Source organism: Methylotuvimicrobium buryatense 5G, assembly GCF_000341735.1.
In the GTDB taxonomy this organism is placed as follows: Bacteria; Pseudomonadota; Gammaproteobacteria; order Methylococcales; family Methylomonadaceae; genus Methylotuvimicrobium; species Methylotuvimicrobium buryatense.
In genome coordinates this window covers 3665971-3686935 of record NZ_KB455575.1, presented here as the reverse complement: position 1 = coordinate 3686935, position 20965 = coordinate 3665971, and the positions used below count along the sequence as shown (strand labels likewise).

Annotated in this window: 23 protein-coding genes; 13 read left to right on the top strand and 10 right to left on the bottom strand. The window is 48.0% G+C overall.

Annotated elements, in window-relative coordinates:
* The first annotated feature begins 9 nt into the window (after positions 1-9).
* The 5 genes from METBU_RS0116650 (at position 10) to METBU_RS0116630 (ending at position 2941) form a co-directional block, all read left to right on the top strand.
* The gene (locus tag METBU_RS0116650) at positions 10-258 is read left to right on the top strand and encodes a DUF2442 domain-containing protein (protein ID WP_017841701.1); all 249 of its coding nucleotides are present in this window, start codon (positions 10-12) and stop codon (positions 256-258) included.
* Positions 259-413: 155 nt separating this feature from the next.
* Positions 414-1097: a TSCPD domain-containing protein gene (locus METBU_RS0116645; protein ID WP_017841700.1), complete on the top strand. Its 684-nt coding sequence runs from the start codon at positions 414-416 to the stop codon at positions 1095-1097.
* 134 nt (positions 1098-1231) lie between these two features.
* The gene (locus METBU_RS0116640; RefSeq protein WP_017841699.1) at positions 1232-1945 is read left to right on the top strand and encodes a hypothetical protein; all 714 of its coding nucleotides are present in this window, start codon (positions 1232-1234) and stop codon (positions 1943-1945) included.
* Positions 1946-2336: 391 nt separating this feature from the next.
* Complete coding sequence (locus METBU_RS0116635) at positions 2337-2633, top strand: type II toxin-antitoxin system RelE/ParE family toxin (protein ID WP_017841698.1); 297 nt, start codon at positions 2337-2339, stop codon at positions 2631-2633.
* Between the two features lie 8 nt (positions 2634-2641).
* Entirely contained in the window at positions 2642-2941 is a 300-nt protein-coding gene (locus METBU_RS0116630; protein ID WP_017841697.1) for an addiction module antidote protein, read from the top strand.
* Positions 2942-3367: 426 nt separating this feature from the next.
* Here METBU_RS0116630 and METBU_RS0116625 read toward each other — a convergent pair whose 3' ends face one another.
* From METBU_RS0116625 to METBU_RS27635, 3 genes are all read right to left on the bottom strand, one after another.
* Positions 3368-3679 (bottom strand): hypothetical protein, encoded by a 312-nt coding sequence (locus METBU_RS0116625; RefSeq protein ID WP_017841696.1) that lies wholly within the window; start codon positions 3677-3679, stop codon positions 3368-3370.
* A gap of 99 nt (positions 3680-3778) precedes the next feature.
* Complete coding sequence (locus METBU_RS24470; RefSeq protein WP_201764868.1) at positions 3779-4042, bottom strand: DUF2335 domain-containing protein; 264 nt, start codon at positions 4040-4042, stop codon at positions 3779-3781.
* A complete protein-coding gene (locus METBU_RS27635) occupies positions 3999-4238 on the bottom strand; it encodes a hypothetical protein (protein ID WP_186005686.1) in 240 nt (79 codons plus the stop codon). The genes METBU_RS24470 and METBU_RS27635 overlap by 44 nt, the downstream gene beginning before the upstream one ends.
* A gap of 655 nt (positions 4239-4893) precedes the next feature.
* Here METBU_RS27635 and METBU_RS0116615 point away from each other — a divergent pair.
* Positions 4894-6177 (top strand): ISKra4 family transposase, encoded by a 1284-nt coding sequence (locus METBU_RS0116615; protein ID WP_017841684.1) that lies wholly within the window; start codon positions 4894-4896, stop codon positions 6175-6177.
* Positions 6178-6449: 272 nt separating this feature from the next.
* Here METBU_RS0116615 and METBU_RS0116610 read toward each other — a convergent pair whose 3' ends face one another.
* Entirely contained in the window at positions 6450-6803 is a 354-nt protein-coding gene (locus tag METBU_RS0116610; protein ID WP_017841693.1) for a DUF5615 family PIN-like protein, read from the bottom strand.
* Positions 6800-7036 carry a DUF433 domain-containing protein gene (locus tag METBU_RS0116605; RefSeq protein ID WP_017841692.1) on the bottom strand — a complete coding sequence of 79 codons (237 nt, stop codon included), beginning with the start codon at positions 7034-7036 and terminating at the stop codon, positions 6800-6802. Before METBU_RS0116605 ends, METBU_RS0116610 begins: the two co-directional genes overlap by 4 nt.
* A gap of 235 nt (positions 7037-7271) precedes the next feature.
* Here METBU_RS0116605 and METBU_RS0116600 point away from each other — a divergent pair, with 235 nt between their 5' ends.
* The 6 genes from METBU_RS0116600 to METBU_RS0116570 all read left to right on the top strand — a co-directional run bounded on the left by METBU_RS0116600 (position 7272) and on the right by METBU_RS0116570 (position 11515).
* A complete protein-coding gene (locus METBU_RS0116600) occupies positions 7272-7514 on the top strand; it encodes a type II toxin-antitoxin system Phd/YefM family antitoxin (RefSeq protein WP_014146801.1) in 243 nt (80 codons plus the stop codon).
* Positions 7511-7783, top strand: a complete 273-nt coding sequence (locus METBU_RS0116595; RefSeq protein ID WP_017841691.1) for a Txe/YoeB family addiction module toxin — start codon at positions 7511-7513, stop codon at positions 7781-7783. Before METBU_RS0116600 ends, METBU_RS0116595 begins: the two co-directional genes overlap by 4 nt.
* A gap of 223 nt (positions 7784-8006) precedes the next feature.
* Positions 8007-8261, top strand: coding sequence for an AbrB/MazE/SpoVT family DNA-binding domain-containing protein (locus tag METBU_RS0116590; RefSeq protein WP_017841690.1), 255 nt, complete (start codon positions 8007-8009; stop codon positions 8259-8261).
* On the top strand, positions 8261-8557 hold the full coding sequence (locus METBU_RS0116585; RefSeq protein ID WP_017841689.1) for a type II toxin-antitoxin system PemK/MazF family toxin: 297 nt from the start codon (positions 8261-8263) through the stop codon (positions 8555-8557). The genes METBU_RS0116590 and METBU_RS0116585 overlap by 1 nt, the downstream gene beginning before the upstream one ends.
* Positions 8558-8927: 370 nt before the next feature.
* Complete coding sequence (locus METBU_RS0116575) at positions 8928-10673, top strand: 2-oxoacid:acceptor oxidoreductase subunit alpha (RefSeq protein ID WP_017841687.1); 1746 nt, start codon at positions 8928-8930, stop codon at positions 10671-10673.
* On the top strand, positions 10670-11515 hold the full coding sequence (locus METBU_RS0116570) for a thiamine pyrophosphate-dependent enzyme (protein WP_017841686.1): 846 nt from the start codon (positions 10670-10672) through the stop codon (positions 11513-11515). Before METBU_RS0116575 ends, METBU_RS0116570 begins: the two co-directional genes overlap by 4 nt.
* Positions 11516-12733: 1218 nt before the next feature.
* On the opposite strand, the gene METBU_RS0116560 is transcribed toward METBU_RS0116570, so the two are convergent.
* From METBU_RS0116560 to METBU_RS0116540, 5 genes are all read right to left on the bottom strand, one after another.
* Complete coding sequence (locus METBU_RS0116560; RefSeq protein ID WP_017841684.1) at positions 12734-14017, bottom strand: ISKra4 family transposase; 1284 nt, start codon at positions 14015-14017, stop codon at positions 12734-12736.
* Positions 14018-14469: 452 nt separating this feature from the next.
* Positions 14470-16179 carry a GGDEF domain-containing protein gene (locus METBU_RS24460; RefSeq protein ID WP_017841683.1) on the bottom strand — a complete coding sequence of 570 codons (1710 nt, stop codon included), beginning with the start codon at positions 16177-16179 and terminating at the stop codon, positions 14470-14472.
* A 1199-nt stretch (positions 16180-17378) separates the two neighbouring features.
* Positions 17379-18119: a class I SAM-dependent methyltransferase gene (locus tag METBU_RS0116550; protein WP_017841682.1), complete on the bottom strand. Its 741-nt coding sequence runs from the start codon at positions 18117-18119 to the stop codon at positions 17379-17381.
* A gap of 98 nt (positions 18120-18217) precedes the next feature.
* Complete coding sequence (locus tag METBU_RS0116545; protein ID WP_014149870.1) at positions 18218-19342, bottom strand: ISAs1 family transposase; 1125 nt, start codon at positions 19340-19342, stop codon at positions 18218-18220.
* Between the two features lie 165 nt (positions 19343-19507).
* Positions 19508-20329: a nucleoside phosphorylase-I family protein gene (locus tag METBU_RS0116540; RefSeq protein ID WP_017841681.1), complete on the bottom strand. Its 822-nt coding sequence runs from the start codon at positions 20327-20329 to the stop codon at positions 19508-19510.
* Positions 20330-20479: 150 nt separating this feature from the next.
* Here METBU_RS0116540 and METBU_RS0116535 point away from each other — a divergent pair, with 150 nt between their 5' ends.
* Positions 20480-20926 carry a sigma D regulator gene (locus METBU_RS0116535; protein WP_026130281.1) on the top strand — a complete coding sequence of 149 codons (447 nt, stop codon included), beginning with the start codon at positions 20480-20482 and terminating at the stop codon, positions 20924-20926.
* Positions 20927-20965 lie beyond the last annotated feature (39 nt).

The following is a 20965-nucleotide window of genomic DNA, read 5'->3' as shown; positions in this document are numbered from 1 at the left end:
GACAGTTCTATGAACCCACGCGTCAAAACAGTTCAGGTTACCGACGATTATTCGTTGATACTGCAATTTACCGACGGCAGCCGAGGCGTATACGACTGCAAGCCGCTATTGGACTTCAGCGTTTTCAAAGAGCTGCGCGATAAGCCCTATTTCAAGCGCGAGGCGGTCGAACACGGCACGGTGGTGTGGCCTCACGAACAAGATATTTGCCCGGATACTTTATATCTGGACTCCGTAAAACTGGAAAACGCAACGTAGTTAATACGATCTGTGGGAGCGACGCCTACGTCGCGACAAGAGCGTCACTCCCACACTGAAGCCGCATTCATCGGCCGGGGCGTAAAAACCAGGACAGTTAAAAACATCGACGATTCGTTAAACCGGCGAATCCCAAACTATTTAAGGTAATCATCATGACCTTGCACAAAATCAACAAAAAAATCGTCAGCTACAAAGTGCTGACCAAAGACAGCGCCGAAACAGCCCAGCCCGAAGCGGAAAAACCGTCCCCGGAATCGATGCACGAAAACATCGAACGGCCCGAAGTTCTGGTCGGCTCGACCTACAAGATCAAAACGCCGCAATCCGAACATGCGCTGTACATCACGATCAACGACATCATCCTAAACCAAGGCTCCGAGCACGAAGAACGCCGACCTTACGAAGTCTTCATCAACTCAAAGAACATGGAGCATTTCCAATGGGTGCTGGCGCTGACGCGCGTCATCTCGGCGGTATTCCGCAAAGGCGGCGACGCCTGCTTCCTGGTCGAAGAGCTGAAAGCGGTATTCGACCCGCGCGGCGGCTACTTCAAAAAAGGCGGCGTATTCATGCCCTCGCTGGTCGCCGAAATCGGCCACGCGATCGAATCGCACTTGAAACACATCGGCATGATTCAGCCCGAAGAAATGAGCGATCACCAGAAACAGTTTCTCGCCGAAAAACGCCGCGAATTCGAAGCCCACCACGGCGCGGCAAACAACGGCGACGCCTTCCCGGAACAAGCCGTACTCTGCACCAAATGCAGCACCAAAGCGATGGTGCTGATGGACGGATGCATGACTTGCTTGAATTGTGGGGAGTCCAAGTGCGGTTAAGTAGGGAGGATGCCGATAGGCGATCCGCCGGATGGTGGACCGCTGGTGTCGGTTAGCATTCGGCTTTCAACGGAACCGCTAGCGCGTTCCGCCTTACGGAATTATTTAACCCATTAGCAATCCAAAGAGGCAAGGTGTTAACACGACAATCTGATGTAGATGAACTCCTCGTTGAAGCTGCTGAACTTTTGCAAGAAATCGAAGGAGTTTATGCGGGCGCAATTAAAAATGAAGACATTATTCAAATAGCTCGCCCAAAGGTGAAAAGCTGCCTTGAGCATCTTAGAAGTTGCCTGGACTATGTTGCAGCAGATCTTTCCGAGATAACAAACTCAGCTAAAGCTCCAAAATATGTATATTTTCCATACGGAAAAGATAGAAAAATATATGAAAAAAGTTTAGAGAAAAATCTTCCTGATCTCCATAATAAGTATAAGATTATTCTGGAAACTATTCAGCCTCATAAGTGTGGTAGCAATTGGTTACTTCACCTCTGTAAAACAACAAATATCAATAAGCACACTGAACTTCAGCGACAAGATAGAATTTATAGTGAAAATTCAGTAACTCAAATTGGTAACCTGCTAAAAATGGAAGGCAGTGGTTCTGTGACTATCGGAAAGCTAGTTATTGACGGGGTACATGCGAACCCTAAAGGACCACTAATACTTACCAAAGAGAAGCCAGTAAAAGAAATTCGGGAAGAGATTTTGCTTGATATCCCGATTGACCGTAATTACGAATGGGTCAAGTTTGTACTAAAAGGAACATCATTGGATATTAGGGAATTGCTAGTTACAGCGCACTCTAAAATAAGCGAATTAGTTTTGGGTATCTATGGGGCTTAGCTCGAATTAAAAAAGGGGTCGCCCATTAGCCTGTCGGCAAAGGGGTCCGGGCAACGGGTAGAGTAGAGAACAGCGAGGGCGACGTGGTCAGGTCTTTAATTTTGCAAAAGCAATTAAGAACAACTGGTTATAGGGTGGTAAGTGCGTTAAAAATAACTGAAGCCTCAGTAGGCTCGGACGTGCGCAGTTTCGTTACGTTGGTTTCAACGGCGCGATGGCGCACCGCTACGCGTCGACCATCCTTATGTTCGTGCGAACACCGTGTCGCGGCTATGCCCCACTTGCTCCAACTTTGCTGTCGCGACGGGGGCGCTCAACTGCAGTCCGTTGGACACCTAAGAACTGGCGCATGGATATTGACAATATGTAGTCATGTGACTACAGTAGTTGCATGATCGAAATTCGCAAAACCGCCGACTTCGCTAAATGGCTCGACAACCTGCATGATCTTCAAGCGAGAGCGCGCGTCCAAACAAGGATCGAGCGGCTTGCCGCTGGAAACCCTGGAGATGTTGAACCCGTTGGCGAAGGTGTCTCGGAATTGCGAATCAATTATGGCCCCGGTTACCGGGTGTATTTCAAGAAGCGGGGGCGAGAACTGATCATTCTGCTGGCTGGCGGTGACAAGAGTACCCAAGCCAAGGATATTAAGACCGCCTTACGCCTCGCACGTAATCTTTCGGAATAGCTTTTATCATGACTAAGACTGTTACTACTCGCTATGACGTTGCCGAACACCTCAGAACACCAGAAGAAATGGCTGCTTATCTTGAGGCATGCCTTGAAGAAGCTAATGGGGATGCAGCATTCATTGCCAAAGCACTTGGTGACATAGCTCGGGCCAAAGGTATGTCACAGGTCGCGCGAGATGCAGGACTATCCCGTGAAAGCCTTTACAAGGCGCTTTCCGGTGAACGCAGCCCAGGCTTCGACACCATCCTTAAAGTTATCGGTGCGCTTGGGCTGAAGTTGCATGCCAAAGCCGAACACAATTGACCAAGTTGCCCAACATGACATTCAATCCGAACAATGGCGTCAGGTCTTGAAATATAGCAAAAATTGTCTGATTATTGGGGTGACAAGACGAGGTGTGGTGTATGTTTGGCGCAACCCATGATTACGTTGCAAACTGAAGTTTTATACGTTGCCTCAAAGCAAAGGCAAAGGGGTCGGGTCTAGATTCATAGCTTTTTTTGGAAATGGGAAATAAAAAGACCGGTTTATTTTATATTTCAACTAGGCCTTTTTTCCAAAACGAGGAGCTTTGAAACGCCCGGTGCGGTAATCCCGCACACCGGGATTTGTGTAGAGCAATCGGGTAACCGGCTATTCTGCCTTAATGAATAGCAAACAATACTACTAATCTAGATCTTTTGCTTTTATCCCGTTGTTGCTCAGTGTTGAGCAGCGCGAATTTTTCCGTTATTTCCCAATAATGGCTTTGACGGTACCCAAAATAGGAACGCCGACCAGCGCACAAGAAACAGCCCAATGTGCGCCCCAATAGGCGGTGACCACCGCGCCGGTAATCGATAATGCGGCGACCAACCAGCCTAAATACTGACCTCGCCTAATTGACCTGACATCATTCGCTGAAAATCTTGGAAACGGAGCGTTAGCGAAGTGAAGATTTTTAGTCCCCGATAGCCGTAGCGCCGGGTGTTTTGCCGGAGTCTGCGCGAATAGCGCAGGCGGAGGCAAAATACAAGGCATCGCGACACGGCGTAAAGCCATTTGTGGGAGTGCTACGGAGCCGCATCGAGTTTACGATGATGTGGCGTAGTGGCACGGACGCAGGGCGAATCGGGGCCGCCGAAGGCAATAATCGCCAAGTCATTTTTCGCTGCTGAAATCGGACGGACCCCATTTCAGCTTTCGCGAAAAATCTTGGCGCGCTTGTTCTATCAATTTTTTCTCAGAATCATGCCGATGCTGTTGCTCTATCTCCGCCATTCTCATGATCCGTTCGGCGCCATTTTGGATAATGTCGTCGAATTCCCTAAGGGTAGACGGCGGCGGCAACGGGCCTTGCCATTGCGCCGACACGATATGATTAGAATCGTTCTGTTGTTTGTTTTGCTTTGTTGATCGAGACACGGAAATCCGCTCCTATTTTTTGCCAATCTCCGCGCAATCTTTCAAGATCAGACATTTTATTCATAGCGTCCCCCCGTTGCTCTAAATTTATATGTCCTTGAGAGGCATAGAGCGATGAGCCGGATAGGACTTCAAAAAATGCTTTCCAGAATACTGACGCATCTTTTTTTGTGACATACTCTTCTTGCTGCTTCATCATTATGTCTCCGCCGGTTATTAAATCGGCTGCTTATACAGCTCTTATTATCATTATAGATACTCGTTTCAAAAAATGAGTGCAACAAAAAACCTCGAAAACACTAGGTTCTAGGTTTTCGAGGTTGCTTTTAATTCGCATTCTATCACTTGAATAGATTCCGAGTAAATACGGCCACAGCCATGCAACAGGTTCTAGATCCATAGCTTTTTTTGGAAAATAGAGGTGCCCACCCCCGTAAATCTTAGGCTCAGTCCTTACATTTGACATTACCGATTTCCATTCTCCATATAAATTCTCCCAACTTCCTTTCAGCCGACGCGCCAAAGGTGTGCGCGGCTGGAAGCTAAATAATCGGGGTCAGATACTGATGTATCCCCACAAAACGCTCGTTCCCATGCTCTGCGTGGGAATGCCGATTTAGACGCTCTGCGTCGACTGCCGCAGGCAATTGGATTAAGAAACTATAGAGAATGCCTGGTTGCTCTTGTCGGGATTATCGACCTCTGGGGACGCAGAGCGTCCCGGGATGCATTCCCACGCAGAGCGTAGGAACGATGAAAAATCAATATAGCTATCAATTTTGGGTGTTGATTTTGAATAATGTTACATTCTAAGGTAAGGTTGTGATTTTTAAATAGAGCAAGGAAAACCAATGGCTGAAATTATAGCGCGTAACGGTAACGATCTGACGGTTCAAGTCACTATAAAACTGACCGGCAGTTTAATGGAGATGGAAAATACGATATTGGATGGCTGTAATGAAATAGGCTGTTTGGCAACCACAGAAGCGTTGAAAATATTTGATACGGATGGGGGGCCAATAAAATTGGGTGATACTAAAATGACAGCTCGAGACAAGGACAACAAAACCTATCAAACGCCATACGGCAGTGTGCAGCTGGGGCGCTATGTTTATCAAACCTCAAAAGGCGGCAGAATTTATTGCCCTCTGGAGCACAAAGCACGGATTATCCGGGGTGCAACGCCAAAATTTGCCCAACAACTGTCGCATAAATATGCCAACATGAATGCACCGGCGGTCTGTTTGGATTTAGAAGACAATCATCATCGAAAAATAGCGCATTCTTATTTGCAGGATGTGAGCGATTGGGTGGGTGGCATTGCGGGGGCCAAAGAAGAGCTTTGGGAATATGACATTCCGCCCTTGGATGAAGCGATAACGACCATTGTCGTCAGTCTTGATGGCGCTTATGTATTGATACGTGAGGACGGTTACCGGGAAGCGATGGTGGGCAATATTTCGCTTTATGATGTGACCGGCAAACGTCAGCATACCATCTATATCGGTGAAGCCCCCGAATATGGGAAAGGCACATTTTTTCAGCGTTTGGAAAAAGAAATTGTTACCGTCAAAAAACACTATCCCGATGCCCTCTATTTAGGTATTGCCGATGGTGCAAAAAATAATTGGTCGTTTTTAGAGCAACATACCAGTCGTCAATTACTGGACTTTTTCCACGTCACTGAGTATCTGGCAAACGTCGCTTATGCTGCCTATCCAGGAAAAACGGACAAACCCAAGCGCATAATTTGGCTAGATGAACGCTGTAAACAGCTAAAACGTGAACCCGGTGCAGTCGAAACACTGATCAGTGAAATGGAAAAATTGGCCCAAAAAACCAGCCTGACAAAAACAGTCAAAGAGAATTTGGAGGCCGCGCTAACCTATTTTAAAAACCATAACCAGATGATGGATTATGCAATGCATACAGAAAAAAACTTACCTATTGGCTCAGGCGTCACCGAAGCTGCTTGCAAGACGCTGGTGAAGCAACGGCTTTGTGGTTCAGGTATGCGCTGGAAAAACCAAGGGGCTAAAGTGATTTTATCTTTACGTGCATTGGTTCAGTCTAAAGGAAGATGGCAACAGTTTTGGGATAAGATTGATCAATATGGTTCCCATGTGTGCGTATAATTCACATTATTCAAAATCAACACCCTCAATTTTCAGCCATAGCAAATTGTTTTATTTGGCTATTTCGTGGGGATACCTCAGGGCCAGATACAAATTATTTAGGTAATAAAAGGCACAAACTGAATCACGGCAACGGGGTCAGGTCTTGAAATATAGCAAAAATCGTCTGATTATTGGGGTGACAAGTCGAGGTCTGGTGTATGTTTGGCGCAACCCATGATTACGTTGCAAACTGAAGTTTTATACGTTGCCTCAAAGTATATCCCTCGCATTTACCGGTGCTCGATTAATTGGCCACGGGTTATTTCCACATAGTCATAGATTTCCAATGCGGCGACGATCACCGAAAGGTTTTTCTCGAACAACTCAACTAACGCCCTATTGCTGATGTTTCCCGTAGATACTAGCAATAGCTTAAATGGCGCTGATGTAATCAAAAGCGAACTCACAAAATCGGCATCTTTGGTGATAACCACTCTTTGTTCCGCTAACGATATATCGTTGATACGCCAGTCAGGAGTGCGGTCACCTGCTGGCAAATCCGACGTATGAACAACATCATGCCCCCACCACTTCAGGCTATCCGAAAGATGCCTGGGGAGTTGGGCGTCAACCAAAAATTTCATGCCGCCAAATTTTCAATCCGTTTAACTTTGGCTAACCGAGCGGCAAATTCCAAAGCGGCCATGATGTCGTCCCTTTCCAGATCTTGATAATCGGCCAGTATTTCTTCGACGGTCATTCCGGCGCTCAACCATTCCAGGATGTTTTCAACCGGATAACGCAAGCCTCGAATACAGGGTTTTCCGTGGCAAATATCGGCATTTATCGTAATACGGTTTGATAGTAGTTCGTCCATAACAGCCCTCGAAAGATTGTTGATTTCTCTATTTGGTAAATATACCAGCTCAATTTCAAACCCGGATCGTTTTTTTACTCGGATGCCCAATTCTGAGCATAACGGGGTTCACAAAAAAAGGGGTCAGGTTTAATTAATAATTTAACCTTCTCCCTTTTTTCTACATAGCGTTCGTCTTGACGTACGTACTAAAAGGCGTACACTTAAGATAATTTGAACACAGCAGAGGTATGTCATGACCGGAATAACTGCAACTGAGGCGCGCAGCAACCTTTATCGGTTGATTGATGAAACCGCCGAATCTCACCAACCAATCGTCATCACGGGTAAACGGAATAAAGCTGTTCTGGTTTCCGAAGAAGATTGGTCTGCAATTCAGGAAACGCTTTACCTGCTATCCGTACCAGGCATGCGTGAGTCTATTCGGAAGGGTATGGATACTCCTGTGGATGAATGCAATGAAGAGCTCGACTGGTGACATTTACCGCATGGAAGTTGGTTTACACCAAGCAAGCTCAGAGGGATGCAAAGAAGTTGGCCTCCAGCGGCCTGAAGCTAAAAGCACAGGAATTGCTGGAGCTGATAGCAAAAGATCCGTATCGTAAGCCGCCTCCGTTTGAGAAGCTCATCGGCGATCTTACGGGAGCCTATTCCCGCCGGATCAATATTCAGCATCGCCTAGTGTACCAAGTACTTGAAGATGAACGAGTAGTTAAAGTTCTTCGGCTCTGGAGCCACTACGAATAATACATAACCCTAAATTTTTTGCTTGGTTCTTGAGGTCAGGTCTTACAATTGATATTACCGACTTCCATTCTCCATATAAATTCTTCCGACTTCTTTTCAGCCGACGCGCCTTTGGCGCGTTCAGCTTGAAGCTTGGCGTTAGCTGCTCAAAAACAATCATTCTCTCAAGTTTTAATTACATTATAGTTACGCTAAATTCGGTAAATAATGGGAGTGCAGTCAAATGACTCAGCTAGTACGAATAGGGAATTCGCAAGGCATAAGAATACCTAAGCCTTTGATTGAACAAGCTCGTTTGGAAGGAAAAGAGCTAAAATTACAATTGGTTAACAGTGGCCTCCTCATAACTCCGGAGAATGGAGTTAGAGAAGGATGGAAAGAAGCTATAGAACAAACAATTTCGGCTCAGGGGCAAGAGTCGCTAGATGATGAATGGTTGGATTTCCCTCTCGACTCGGATGATGAGCTTGACTGGTAATGATAAAGCGATTTGAAGTTTGGCTCGTTGACCTCAATCCCACAAAAGAAAGAGAGATCAATAAAAAACGCCCTTGCGTTGTCATTTCTCCCAATGAAGTGTCGGCTCTGTCTACGGTTCTTATGGCTCCAATGACGACTAAGGGTTTTGAGTTTCCTTGTCGTGTTCCATGTAAGTTCAAAGGAAAAAGCGGTCTGATCCTGCTGGATAAAATTAGGGCAGTTGATAAATCAAGGCTTGTTACAAAACTTGGGGCGGTGAGCGCAAAGACACAAAAAGAACTGTGTCGTGCTTAAAAGAAATGTTCGAGTATTAGATGTAGCTAACAATGCACATTCACTCGGACAAATTTACGCAACGTTTCGTTTGCGCACATGGACGGGGTCAGATCGAGATTCATAGCCTTTTTTGAAAATGTGAAATAAATGACGCCGGGTTTATTTTGTAATTCAACCCAACCCATTTTTCTAGCCTTCTTCTCCCGCTTGACGGCATTTCCTCCCCGGATCATAATCCGGTTGAAATGCGCGATTCAGCCCATTGGACTTCTTATGCTTAATCCCACACAGCAGTGCCGCCCCCCCCTGCAAGCTGTCAGGACGCGCCGTGCAGAGAATAAATCATGAACATTTTAAGAATGGATAAGCCTGACGGGGCCAACCGGCGATGAACGAGGCGCAAGAAAAACCGCTCGTGGACAGTTGCTCGTTGACTCTGATCGGCAGCGGCGGTGCCGGCGTAATGACCGCCGGGCAGATTCTTCTGGATGTTGCTGCCGAGGCAGGTTATTTCGGCTTGATGACGCGTTCCACCGGTCCACAGATCCGGGGAGGCGAAGCCGCAGCGGTGCTTCGGCTCGGCGTGACGTCTATCGGCTGCCAGGATGATCGCATCGATCTCTTAGTCGCGCTGGACTGGGGCAAGGCCGAGCACTTTTCCGACGAGTTGGTGCTGGATGCCGATAGCGTGGTTATTGCTGACTCTGCTGAAGGCGAGCCGCCCGTCTGGGTGACGGATTCGGGTGCTCGCCACTACGCGGTAAGGCTTAGCGAACTTGCGCGCGAACATTCCGGCTTACGCGCCAATATCATTGCCGTGGGCATCGTCGGGGCACTCGTCGGTCTCGATTTCGACAGCATGAAGAATACTATTAAACGCCGGCTAATCGGAAAAGAAAACCTGTTTGCCGATGTCATACAGGCTGGACTACAGGCGGGTATTTCCGCGGCCGAGTCGCTTCAATGTGCCTGCAAGCTCGCGCCGCCTCAAGCGCAACCGCGTTGGCTGTTGACCGGTAACGAAGCCGTCGGCATGGGGGCGCTGCGCGGCGGGGTGCGGTTCTGTGCTGCCTATCCGATCACGCCCTCTACCGAGATTCAGGAGTGGTTGGCAGAACGGCTCCCCGAGGTAGGCGGCTGCCTGGTGCAGGCCGAAGACGAACTCGCCTCGATAAACATGTGCATTGGCGCCTCGTTTGGCGGGGTGCCGGCCATGACTGCCACTTCGGGCCCCGGTTTTTCCCTGATGGTCGAAGCGCTTGGGCTTGCGGTGGCGACCGAGACGCCACTGGTTGTGGTTGATGTTATGCGTGGCGGGCCGGCTACTGGCATTCCCACCAAGTCCGAGCAGGCTGATCTCGCCATTGCCGTTTATGGCGCCCACGGCGATGCACCTCGGTTGGTGTTGGCGCCCAACGGCATTGGCGACTGCATGACGACCACCCAGTGGGCCGTATATCTGGCCGAGGCGTTGCAATGTCCGGCAGTGGTGTTAAGCGACCAGTTTCTGGGCCAGTCACGCGCTGCCATTATGCCGCCGAAAGATCGCGAGTGGCGCGCCAAGCGGCGCAGGGCGCCGGCGAACATCGCGGATTTTCAACGTTTCAGGGATTGCAGCGACGGCATTTCGATGATGGGCATTCCCGGCACGCCGGGCAGCGAATACACAGCCACGGGGTTAAGCCACAAGCCGTCGGCGCGTCCCTCGGCCATGCCCGCCGACCATCGCCTACAGTTGGACAAGCGCCGCCGCAAGCTCGAGCAATTCGATTACGGTGATGACTGGGCCGATATCGAGGGCGATGGATCTCTTGGGTTACTGACCTGGGGTTCCTCCACCCAAGCGGCTCGCGAGGCCGTTGCGCGGGTTCGTGCCGATGGATTGGCGGTACGCCTCGTGTCGCTAAGGCTGATCGCACCGCTTGATCCTGTGCGACTCACTACAGCTTTAGACGGGATCAAGCGACTGTTGGTGGTCGAACAAAGCCACGGAGCTCAGTTCTTTCAGTATCTGCGGGCCAGCTGCGAGCTGCCGCCGCACACTCGCAGCCTTGCCGAGCCCGGCCCCCTGCTGTTCCGGCCGGGTCGGATCGCCGCCGCGCTTCGCGTACTAGAAATGGAGGAGGTCAAATGAGCAGCGAACCTCAAGTCAAGATCCGTACCCACGCGCACAAGAACTACAAGTCGAGCTACAAGCCCGTGTGGTGCGCAGGCTGCGGTGATTACGGCGTGCTCAACGCGCTCACGAAGTCGCTCGCAGCACTGGAAATCCCCACTGAACAGGTTGCCCTGATTGCCGGCATCGGTTGCTCATCGCGGCTTCCGGCCTACACCCGGGCCTACGGTTTCCACGGCGTACACGGCCGTGCATTGCCGGTGGCCGCAGGGTTAGCCATAAGCCGGCCGGAGCTCACGGTCATCGCCGTAGGCGGCGACGGAGACGGTTTCTCGATCGGCGGCAACCACTTCATCCATGCCTGCCGGCGCAACGCCAATTTCAGTTACCTGGTGATGGACAACGCGGTCTACGGTATGACGAAGGGACAGGCTTCGCCGACCACTGAGAGTGACTGGACCGGTTCGAAACTGGCGCCACAAGGCACGCATCAACCCCCCTTCCAGCCGCTGGAAATGGCGCTGGCTGCGGGAGCGCCGTTCATCGCGAGGGCCTTCTCGAATGCCCCCAACGAACTGGCGCAGATCATTAGCGAGGCCATCAAGTTTCCCGGTTTCGCTTTTGTGCAGATATTGAGTCCGTGCGTTACTTTCCGTCCGGAGCAGCTCAACTGGAAGAAACAGGTACACGAGGCTTTTACGCCGACCGCCGACAAGCGCGAGGCCTACCTTAGGCTACTTGACGACGACGGCATCGGCACCGGGATTCTTTATCGTGCTCCACGACCCTACTTTCAGCCCGATACCGCCGCAACCCGAAGTCTTGAAGCGATCGCGGCTAGCTTCGAGGTAGGGTGGTGAAAATTGCCTATTATTTACCGATTTATACCCCTCGTAGATCAAAATTCGGCGCCGGGGTGCCCGTCAAAGGACGCCGTGAATACGTCCCTGTAGACTCTATGCCAGCTCCATGCTGGCAAAGCCTTTGCCGAGCACCCCGGTGCCTCCTTAGACACTGCCGAAATTTAAAGTGCGAAAGGTATACCATCAATAAAGTGTTAGTCTTTCTATTCCACTTTGAGATGAATAAACCACCTCCTGCGAAACGGGTTATTTAACCCGTCTCCAATGTTTCCGCTTGCTTCGGCCACGGTTGAAACGTTTCGGACGGAGTTGCAACCCCCGTCCTGCCAAACGGAATGAGTTAAACGTTAGCTCTCGGACAGCCTCCTAGGAGTTTCCGAAAAGTTTGCTCATCATTCTTCTGCTTGATAAAAAAGATCGTCGATTAAAATCGTAAAATACCTGCATGTACCGCACAAGCCGTCATCATTGAATTTGACTAGTATCAAAGTTGCAACTAATGCCAAAGAAATAAAACCGGTATATAACCAAAATCTATCAGTTGCAGGGGTCCCGTTTCTCATTGATTACCTCGTATTTGTCGTTATATTCGATTATTAAGAAAAGAAATATGCACAAAATAAATTCCTGGAGCTATGAGCTTTATTGAGAGCTCGGCAACGCGGTTGACAGGACGCGCAGCATACCCAGAACCTAAATTAGCTTAGGCAGCCCTCGAGAGACATATCCCATACCTTTTATTCTTAGGCGGTTTTTCAATCATAAGGGAGTAGAGGGAAATTCATCCTTGTATGCATGCGGGTGGCGTCTGATTACCAAGAATGGTGTGCACTAGAGCAGCGCGGAAAAACCAGCTTTACCGCAGACACTTGTCAATCGAGCAACCAAACACCTTACGACATTTGAAGAAGATATTTCATGCTCGCTCCTAAACATTCACCGCTATGACTCGATCAAGCGATCCGTCTTCTATGAGGAAATGCGTCAACCTCATGCTAGTAGTGAATCGATACTATAAGACAATATCATAAAAAGTCAATTCCTTGTCGAGGTAAAACATTACCGAGTTTTGCAATCAACCTAAATTCGGCCGTTTATCCATGAAGCACATAAAGCTCTCTTAAAAGATTTCACAAAATTACCTAAACATTCTCGCTAACCTTTTTGGTAATCGAAAGCTCTATCCAAACGGGTGTTGATTTTGAATAATGTGAATTATACGCACACATGGGAACCATATTGATCAATCTTATCCCAAAACTGTTGCCATCTTCCTTTAGACTGAACCAATGCACGTAAAGATAAAATCACTTTAGCCCCTTGGTTTTTCCAGCGCATACCTGAACCACAAAGCCGTTGCTTCACCAGCGTCTTGCAAGCAGCTTCGGTGACGCCTGAGCCAATAGGTAAGTTTTTTTCTGTATGCATTGCATAATCCATCATCTGGTTATGGTTTTTAAAATAGGTTAGCGCGGCCTCCAAATTCTCTTTGACTGTTTTTGTCAGGCTGGTTTTTTGGGCCAATTTTTCCATTTCACTGATCAGTGTTTCGACTGCACCGGGTTCACGTTTTAGCTGTTTACAGCGTTCATCTAGCCAAATTATGCGCTTGGGTTTGTCCGTTTTTCCTGGATAGGCAGCATAAGCGACGTTTGCCAGATACTCAGTGACGTGGAAAAAGTCCAGTAATTGACGACTGGTATGTTGCTCTAAAAACGACCAATTATTTTTTGCACCATCGGCAATACCTAAATAGAGGGCATCGGGATAGTGTTTTTTGACGGTAACAATTTCTTTTTCCAAACGCTGAAAAAATGTGCCTTTCCCATATTCGGGGGCTTCACCGATATAGATGGTATGCTGACGTTTGCCGGTCACATCATAAAGCGAAATATTGCCCACCATCGCTTCCCGGTAACCGTCCTCACGTATCAATACATAAGCGCCATCAAGACTGACGACAATGGTCGTTATCGCTTCATCCAAGGGCGGAATGTCATATTCCCAAAGCTCTTCTTTGGCCCCCGCAATGCCACCCACCCAATCGCTCACATCCTGCAAATAAGAATGCGCTATTTTTCGATGATGATTGTCTTCTAAATCCAAACAGACCGCCGGTGCATTCATGTTGGCATATTTATGCGACAGTTGTTGGGCAAATTTTGGCGTTGCACCCCGGATAATCCGTGCTTTGTGCTCCAGAGGGCAATAAATTCTGCCGCCTTTTGAGGTTTGATAAACATAGCGCCCCAGCTGCACACTGCCGTATGGCGTTTGATAGGTTTTGTTGTCCTTGTCTCGAGCTGTCATTTTAGTATCACCCAATTTTATTGGCCCCCCATCCGTATCAAATATTTTCAACGCTTCTGTGGTTGCCAAACAGCCTATTTCATTACAGCCATCCAATATCGTATTTTCCATCTCCATTAAACTGCCGGTCAGTTTTATAGTGACTTGAACCGTCAGATCGTTACCGTTACGCGCTATAATTTCAGCCATTGGTTTTCCTTGCTCTATTTAAAAATCACAACCTTACCTTAGAATGTAACTTTATTCAAAATCAACACCCATCCAAACGAATACCAAATTATTGAACTGTCTTCTTATTCTTCATGATGAAATGCTTTTTCTAGGATCAAACATCCATAGCCAAATTGAAGCAATTCTCAGTTTGAGCAGTTTCGCCGATTTTAGGGTGTGGGGTATGCCTGTCGAGGAACGCCAAGGATGGCGTGTATTAGGGCAATGCAGGGCAGAAAAATGCTCCTGCATTTTCTGCATTCATTACATCCATGTAAATCAGCAATTGCCGAGGAGCAAAAATCTGTCCTGCTGCCCACATCCTCGCCAAGCATGTCCCACACCCTTTTTGATCTCCAAATTGGGAATTGCTGACCAAATTGACAGATTGATATCTTTTCAAATATTCGAGTTAAAAGCGAGCCCGAATATTATAAATAACAACACCTGTTTCGCCCTCCATGCTTGGCTTCATAAAGCGCTCGGTCGGCTCTTATGATCAGTTCATCGAGACTCTGCGTTTCCGGTCTCAAACACGCAACACCCAAACTCGCGGTAATTGATTGCTCGATACCGGGAAGACTCAATTCGGCGATAGTGTCACGAAGTCGCTCTGCAAATTTAAGCGCGCTATGCGAATCCGCCTCTTCCAGCAGCAAGACAAATTCCTCGCCGCCGAAACGCGCGGCAAAATCGCTATCTCGACAACTTTTCCGTAAACAATCGGCGACCATGACTAACACTTGGTCGCCCACCGCGTGTCCATGGGCATCGTTGAAGCGCTTGAAGTGATCGATATCCAACACGATGACCGACAGGTTCCGTTTGTAACGCTGGGCGGCGCGAAATATCGGTTCGCCTTTTTGATAGAATGCGCGCCGATTCATCATATTGGTCAACGAGTCTCTTGTTGCTAATAATTCGAGCTCTTGCGTGCGGTCTTTGACCTTTTGTTCCAGCGTTGCGTTGAGTCGCTTTAACTCGGTTTGCGTTTGTACGAAGTGATGTAACGAAATAGCGATCAATGCCAAAGAAAAACTTAACAAGCCCCAACCCAGAGGTATTCGCCGCCAAGGCAGAATACTATGCGCCACAGCCATGTCGAGCAACAGCAATAGACCGAAAAAAGCAAATGTGACGATGATGACTTTTTGTTCATTGTTGGTATGACGAAATCTCGAGAAAGCCACTGCAAACAATAACGACAGACTGATCGCAAATAAACCGTCAAAAACGAAATACATTCTGGAAATTGCACTATAACCGACTAATGGCAATATATTGGCGCCTACTACATAGACTAAATGAAATCGCCATAGCGCCCCGATCAATCTTTGATACTTGATACCGGCACACCATTCGCCGAACAATAAAGCCATAGCGACCGGCAATAAAAAATAGCCGGTCGCGGCCAAATGATCCCAAAACAATGGCGCGTTGAACAACCACAATCTGACTTGACTCTGCCCGAAGACCATCAAGGCGGAAGCCAAGGCGAACAATGCCAAATAATAAAAACTTCTCCGCTCGGCTTGCAGTAATGCGAAAACAAATGCCAAACCGGCAATCAGCAAGGAAAAGCCGCTGACGACAATCTGTTCCACCGAATGTTCGAGAATCAATTTGATCAAATCGAGTCGTTCCATCAACTTGACCTCGCCCCACAGGCCGATGTCGCTATAGTCGGAAAACACCCGAAAATAAAGAAACTTGCCGGCAAAATCGGCAGGCAGTTGGATCATGTGCCAAGGCCAACCTTCGAAACGTCCTTGGCCGTTATGATCGAAATTGCCGTACTGATAGATTTTTCGCCCATCCAGATAGGCTTGAACAATCAAGTCTACACTGTAGATATAAATGACCGGGTCTTGCCAATTGCCGTTCGGTAAAACGGTACGGAACCAAATATTGGTTTGTCCGTCGCGTCCCGGAGGATTGGAAGGAAAGTCGATTGGGTGCCATGCTCCATTGGCGTTGTCTTGCAGAGCCCATTCCGGCCGCCCTTGGGCATCGAAAGATGAATCGCCCCAGCGGTATTGCCAACCGCTATGCAATTGCAGGGTTGATTCATACGCTTGGAGGCTAACCGTAAAAAATGACAGACAAAGCAACAACCCGCCTTTCAGCCGGTGTTCCGTCACAAAATTTATTACGTAAACGACTAATCGTGTAAGCAACGGTATCAATCGGCCTGATAAATTAGATTGACGGGGAAGCTATCGATTGCGATAGGCTGATAGCAAATATCAGAGACATACCTTATTGCACTGCGCATTTCGACAAAGTCTCAAGGAATTGCTGGCGCGCTTTGCATTGTTGACACGGCCGAAGTATATACATCGCGCGGTCACATGCTCGGTTTTCTAACGCGCTCTTTAGTTCGGTAACTGCGTTGTGAAAACAGTTACATAGCTTGCTATGCGCCTGTTTTCGCGCCTTGCTACCGAACAAAATAGCATTGCCATAAAAGCCGAAAACAGGCGAAGTATAGCATCGTAACGTTAGGGAAAATGGGCATACCTCACAAGCCCAGCAATTCCCAGTTTGAGCAGTTTCGCCGATCTTAGGGTGTGGGGTATGCCTGTCGAGGAACGCCGTAAACCCATCCATGGGGAGCTTGGCGGCAGCTCGAACGCCACGGATGGCGTGTATTAGGGCAATGCAGGGCAGAAAAATGCTCCTGCATTTTCTGCATTCATTACATCCATGTAACTCAGCAATTGCCGAGGAGCAAACATCTGCCCTGCTGCCGACATCCTCGCCAAACACACCCCACACCCTTTTTGATCCCCAAATGGGGAATTGCTGTCACAAGCCGGTACAAACGATTTATACCCATCGCAGATCAAAATTCGGCACCAGGGTGTCCGTCAAAGGACGCCGTGAATACATCCCTGTAGGCTCTATGCCAGCTCCATGCTGGCAAAGCCTTTGCCGCACACCCTGGCGCCTCCTCAGGCACTGCCGAAATTTGAAGTGCGAAAGGTATATTGAATTTTAAATTATGGCTGCATGTTAACCGAATAGCTAGGGTCGGAAAAATTATGACGAATAATTTACTCGACCAGTGCACGAACTTCGAACATTATTTGGCTTACATACCGGAGTTTTTGTAATGATTTAAAGCGCGTTCAAGACTAAGAAAGTATTCAATTTACCCGTCGTAGATCAAAATTCGGCGCCGGGGTGTCCGCCAAAGGACGCCGTGAATACGTCCATGTAGGCTCTATGCCAGCTCCATGCTGGCAAAGCCTTTGCCGCACACCCCGGCGCCTCCTCGGGCACTGCCGAAATTTAACTGGCAAAGGGTGTATTTGACTGGTTGCTTCCTGCTTACCCGTTAGGTCAAGGGCTCACAAGATGCAAAGAACCACGGAAATCGTTGGCGTTTAAGTATCGATGGCTGCCGTTCTTCAACAATATCAAAGCCACCGTGCAGCAGCAGCTCTCGAAGGCAACCGGGCGAATAGAACCAGGTTCCATAACCACCCCGAATACTTGTCATGCCGCCCTGAGTTTTATCTTGGCGCCGCACAATGAATTTAGCCCAATTGCCGGGAATAGGCAGCACCTGAGATGTCTGCATAAGTAGGCGTTCCTTAGTCAGGCCTCCAATTTGACGCAATACAAACGCCGGGTCTGCAATGTGATAAAGCCCACCAAGACAAAGTACGACATCGAACGGCTCATCGAAATAATTTTCGATTTGATAGACATCGCCATGTATGAACTCGATTTTGCAATCAGATTTCAGTGTACTCGCTATAAACTGAGCGCATTTGATCCGTTCTTCCGAGAACTCCACACCCACCACTTCTTTAGCGCCTGCAAGAGCAGCCATAATAGAAAACCCTCCATTGGCTGAAAACAAATCTAAGACTCTTTTGCCTTTAACCGATTCAGTCACCCAATCGCTAACCATGGCCTGCTTCATTTCGTTATTTTCGGCGAGCTTTCGATTTGGGTGGACAGGAGACTCCGCGTTTCGATATATAAATTGCGTAAACCATGATGTAGATGGAATCGCGGCCATAGCGGCTTTCTCACTTTCAGTTAACTCGATATCTAGTCGTACAGCCATAATGCAGTCCCCATTTTTTCTAAAATCGACAATTATACCCATAGCAGTGCAAAATTCAGCATTGAATGCACATCAAGGGCAGGGCAAACGCATTAAAATTACATTCCTAACAGCAATTTAGCGCGGTAGCGATCGTTCCAGGCGGCTTTGAGTCTTTTCTTTTTCATGCTGAGTTTAGATTCCTCTTGCTGGAACAGATTGACACAGATATGCCGGATGGTGGTCATAATCGCAGCGGCATTACCTTTTCGAATTCGGTTGTCATCTTCTCGAAAGACCACGTCTAAGCGCCAGTGCAATTGGTTTTCAATACCCCAGTGATGGCGCACAGCCCGCGCAAATAGCTGCGCATCGGCTTTAATGCTGTTAATGAAACAACGCTGCTCGATTGTTACTTTATCGCCGATGTGGCATTCGCGCTCCACGAAGCCAATGCTGCGTAATTCTTTCCAGAGCTCCGTTTTCGGGAGCGTACAAAGCTCCTCGGTAATCCAATAACGGCGGGTTTCTAAACGCCCATGGTCGTTGTCGATTTCTTCGTGATAAGCGTATTCGACGTGGTTAAAATTCGCTTGCTTGGCCGTGTTGAAAAAATCCTCGACGGCTTCATGCAATTCGCCTTGATTNCCTTTCAGGCCCAAACAGTAATCACCGCCTTGATCGACGATTTGCTCAGCAATCGTGCGCTGGCAGCCCATGGCATCAATGGTCACAATACAACCTTTAAGTTCTAGCAAAGCCAATAGCTTCGGGATTGCGGTAATTTCATTCGACTTTTCTTCGGTCGCTTCTTGGCCGAGCACTAATCCATTCGCACAACCCCAGGCGCTGACCATGTGCAACGGATTTTGGCCGCGTTTGCGGTCATGCGAACGGCGTGCGGTTTTGCCATCTATCGCAATCACTTCATCGGGTATCACTTCGCGAATGGCGTTCACCCAATCTATAAAGCAACGTTGAAATTCTTTCGGTGACAATCGAGAAATGACATACGCCAAGCAATCATGCGATGGAATGCCATTCTTTAACGGTACAAACTGCCTTAACCAATCTAATTTATTATGGCCAAACTCTTCAATGGCTTCCCAACCCTCAGCACCGCTTAACGAGGCGCAAACAGTGAGTACAATGATATCCATCAACTGATGAAGTTTCTTACGTTCAATTCGGGGATCAGTCACGTTGGAAAAGTGCTTAATTAAACTGCAGTCCGTTGGTAACATACGCAAAATTCCGATACGATACCTCTAAACTCTATGTTTTAACAGTATTTTTAATGCGTTTGCCCTGACATCAAGGGTCCAGCAACTCCTCGAGCACTGCCGAAATTAGAAGCGCGAAAGATAAAGCGCTCGGACCGTACTTATTGTCGACCTTGTTTGCCCGATTTATAACTCGAACTTTATCTTATCAAGTCGGCTTTCCAAGGCTGCCAACAACTCTTTTCCGGATTTGACCGTTCCAAAATCGGCCGGCTCTAGGCTTTTGCCGGTTAATACCGAAAATCGTGATAACAAATTTTTCAGGCGATTTTGTTCGCTTATGGTAAAGCGATATTGCCGAATCCAGTACTCGAAGTTAGGCGCTTCGGGGAGGTTAACAAGTTTGGCGCGTTCTTCGAGCTTGTCGAGCAGGAGACCCAGAAGGCCGATGTTGTTTCCTATCAATTGCTCAACGACTTTCGGATCGAGATTGCGTCCCGGCTCCAACCGGTTGTCCGAAACGACTTTTAAGCACTGGATCAATTCGCCAGTCGAAAACCGCGCCGCCGTCTCAAAGAATGCCGAGGCTTCCATGTCGCATAAATGTTCGTGGTTGTAATCGAACTGAGGTTTAGAACCTGTCAACAGCGATGTTGCAGGACATGACAAGCCGTAGACAGGCATCGGATAGTAATTTCTACCGGTATCGGCGTCACTTACTTTATTGATTGTCCAAGCGCTACCGATATCATGCGTCCTGTGGCCTGCAACTCCAACATTGATAAATAGCGCATTTTCAAGACAGGCACTAACGGCTTGCGTGTAGGCCAAACCTGCCGCCATTGCACTTTTTCCCGGTCCCGTAACGGTTAAATAAATAGATTCATTTCGATACATTGCAAAAGCGCGCACCGCTGTGTCTTTTTTCAAACCGAAGTGTGCAACCAGAGGTTTCGCCTCGCATGGCAACGCAACCGCAAAAAAAATATTCGCCGCCAAAAGAATCAATCTCTCTTTAGATTTGTTGCAGAAACACAACGATAAAATTGATAATCTTGAACCATTTCACGAGAAAGTTTCATAATAATTAATAGATTGTTGCATTATATTAAATTTTGGATTAGATTTGCATCACAACAACAAAACGAGGATCGACTGATGAGCGCTGTTATGCAAACCTTTCCTGAAAGACGCCGGGGTACCGCAGCTTTAATCGATGAATTAAGAAAAGAACGGCATGAGGTGTGGGCAATGTATTGCCGTATTGCCGAGCTGAAGCCGTTTTCGGCCGGTAAAAAAGTGCAAACTCGGCTTTCCGAGTTTTCGCAACTACTAGTCGATTATGTGTCGCTGTGGCACTTCGGCATTTATGAGCGATTATTGTCCGGTAACGAAAAACGCCAAGCGTTGCTATCTGTGGCAAACGAACTCTATCCCGAGCTATCGAGAACCACCGATGCGGCTATCGTTTTCAACGATAAGTACGAACACGCTAAAAACTATTTAACGCCCAGCTCTCTCGAGCAAGACCTGTCGGTTCTAGGCGAGCATTTGGCCATCCGCATGACCCTGGAAGACAAGCTTTGCAACATGTTGCTAAATTAAATCATAAAAAATGTATGCCCTATAAAAATTAAGCCGCTG

Bases quoted from the DNA above. Each gene is read 5' to 3' on its own strand.
- METBU_RS0116610 (WP_017841693.1), bottom strand. From the start codon at position 6,803: ATGAAATTTTTGGTTGACGCCCAACTCCCCAGGCATCTTTCGGATAGC.
- METBU_RS0116650 (WP_017841701.1), top strand. From the start codon at position 10: ATGAACCCACGCGTCAAAACAGTTCAGGTTACCGACGATTATTCGTTG.
- METBU_RS0116535 (WP_026130281.1), top strand. From the start codon at position 20,480: ATGAGCGCTGTTATGCAAACCTTTCCTGAAAGACGCCGGGGTACCGCA.
- METBU_RS0116615 (WP_017841684.1), top strand. From the start codon at position 4,894: ATGGCTGAAATTATAGCGCGTAACGGTAACGATCTGACGGTTCAAGTC.
- METBU_RS0116590 (WP_017841690.1), top strand. From the start codon at position 8,007: ATGACTCAGCTAGTACGAATAGGGAATTCGCAAGGCATAAGAATACCT.
- METBU_RS27635 (WP_186005686.1), bottom strand. From the start codon at position 4,238: ATGAAGCAGCAAGAAGAGTATGTCACAAAAAAAGATGCGTCAGTATTC.
- METBU_RS0116560 (WP_017841684.1), bottom strand. From the start codon at position 14,017: ATGGCTGAAATTATAGCGCGTAACGGTAACGATCTGACGGTTCAAGTC.
- METBU_RS0116600 (WP_014146801.1), top strand. From the start codon at position 7,272: ATGACCGGAATAACTGCAACTGAGGCGCGCAGCAACCTTTATCGGTTG.
- METBU_RS0116625 (WP_017841696.1), bottom strand. From the start codon at position 3,679: ATGGCTTTACGCCGTGTCGCGATGCCTTGTATTTTGCCTCCGCCTGCG.
- METBU_RS0116635 (WP_017841698.1), top strand. From the start codon at position 2,337: ATGATCGAAATTCGCAAAACCGCCGACTTCGCTAAATGGCTCGACAAC.
- METBU_RS0116550 (WP_017841682.1), bottom strand. From the start codon at position 18,119: ATGGCTGTACGACTAGATATCGAGTTAACTGAAAGTGAGAAAGCCGCT.
- METBU_RS0116585 (WP_017841689.1), top strand. From the start codon at position 8,261: ATGATAAAGCGATTTGAAGTTTGGCTCGTTGACCTCAATCCCACAAAA.
- METBU_RS0116605 (WP_017841692.1), bottom strand. From the start codon at position 7,036: ATGGACGAACTACTATCAAACCGTATTACGATAAATGCCGATATTTGC.
- METBU_RS0116645 (WP_017841700.1), top strand. From the start codon at position 414: ATGACCTTGCACAAAATCAACAAAAAAATCGTCAGCTACAAAGTGCTG.
- METBU_RS0116570 (WP_017841686.1), top strand. From the start codon at position 10,670: ATGAGCAGCGAACCTCAAGTCAAGATCCGTACCCACGCGCACAAGAAC.
- METBU_RS0116575 (WP_017841687.1), top strand. From the start codon at position 8,928: ATGAACGAGGCGCAAGAAAAACCGCTCGTGGACAGTTGCTCGTTGACT.
- METBU_RS0116630 (WP_017841697.1), top strand. From the start codon at position 2,642: ATGACTAAGACTGTTACTACTCGCTATGACGTTGCCGAACACCTCAGA.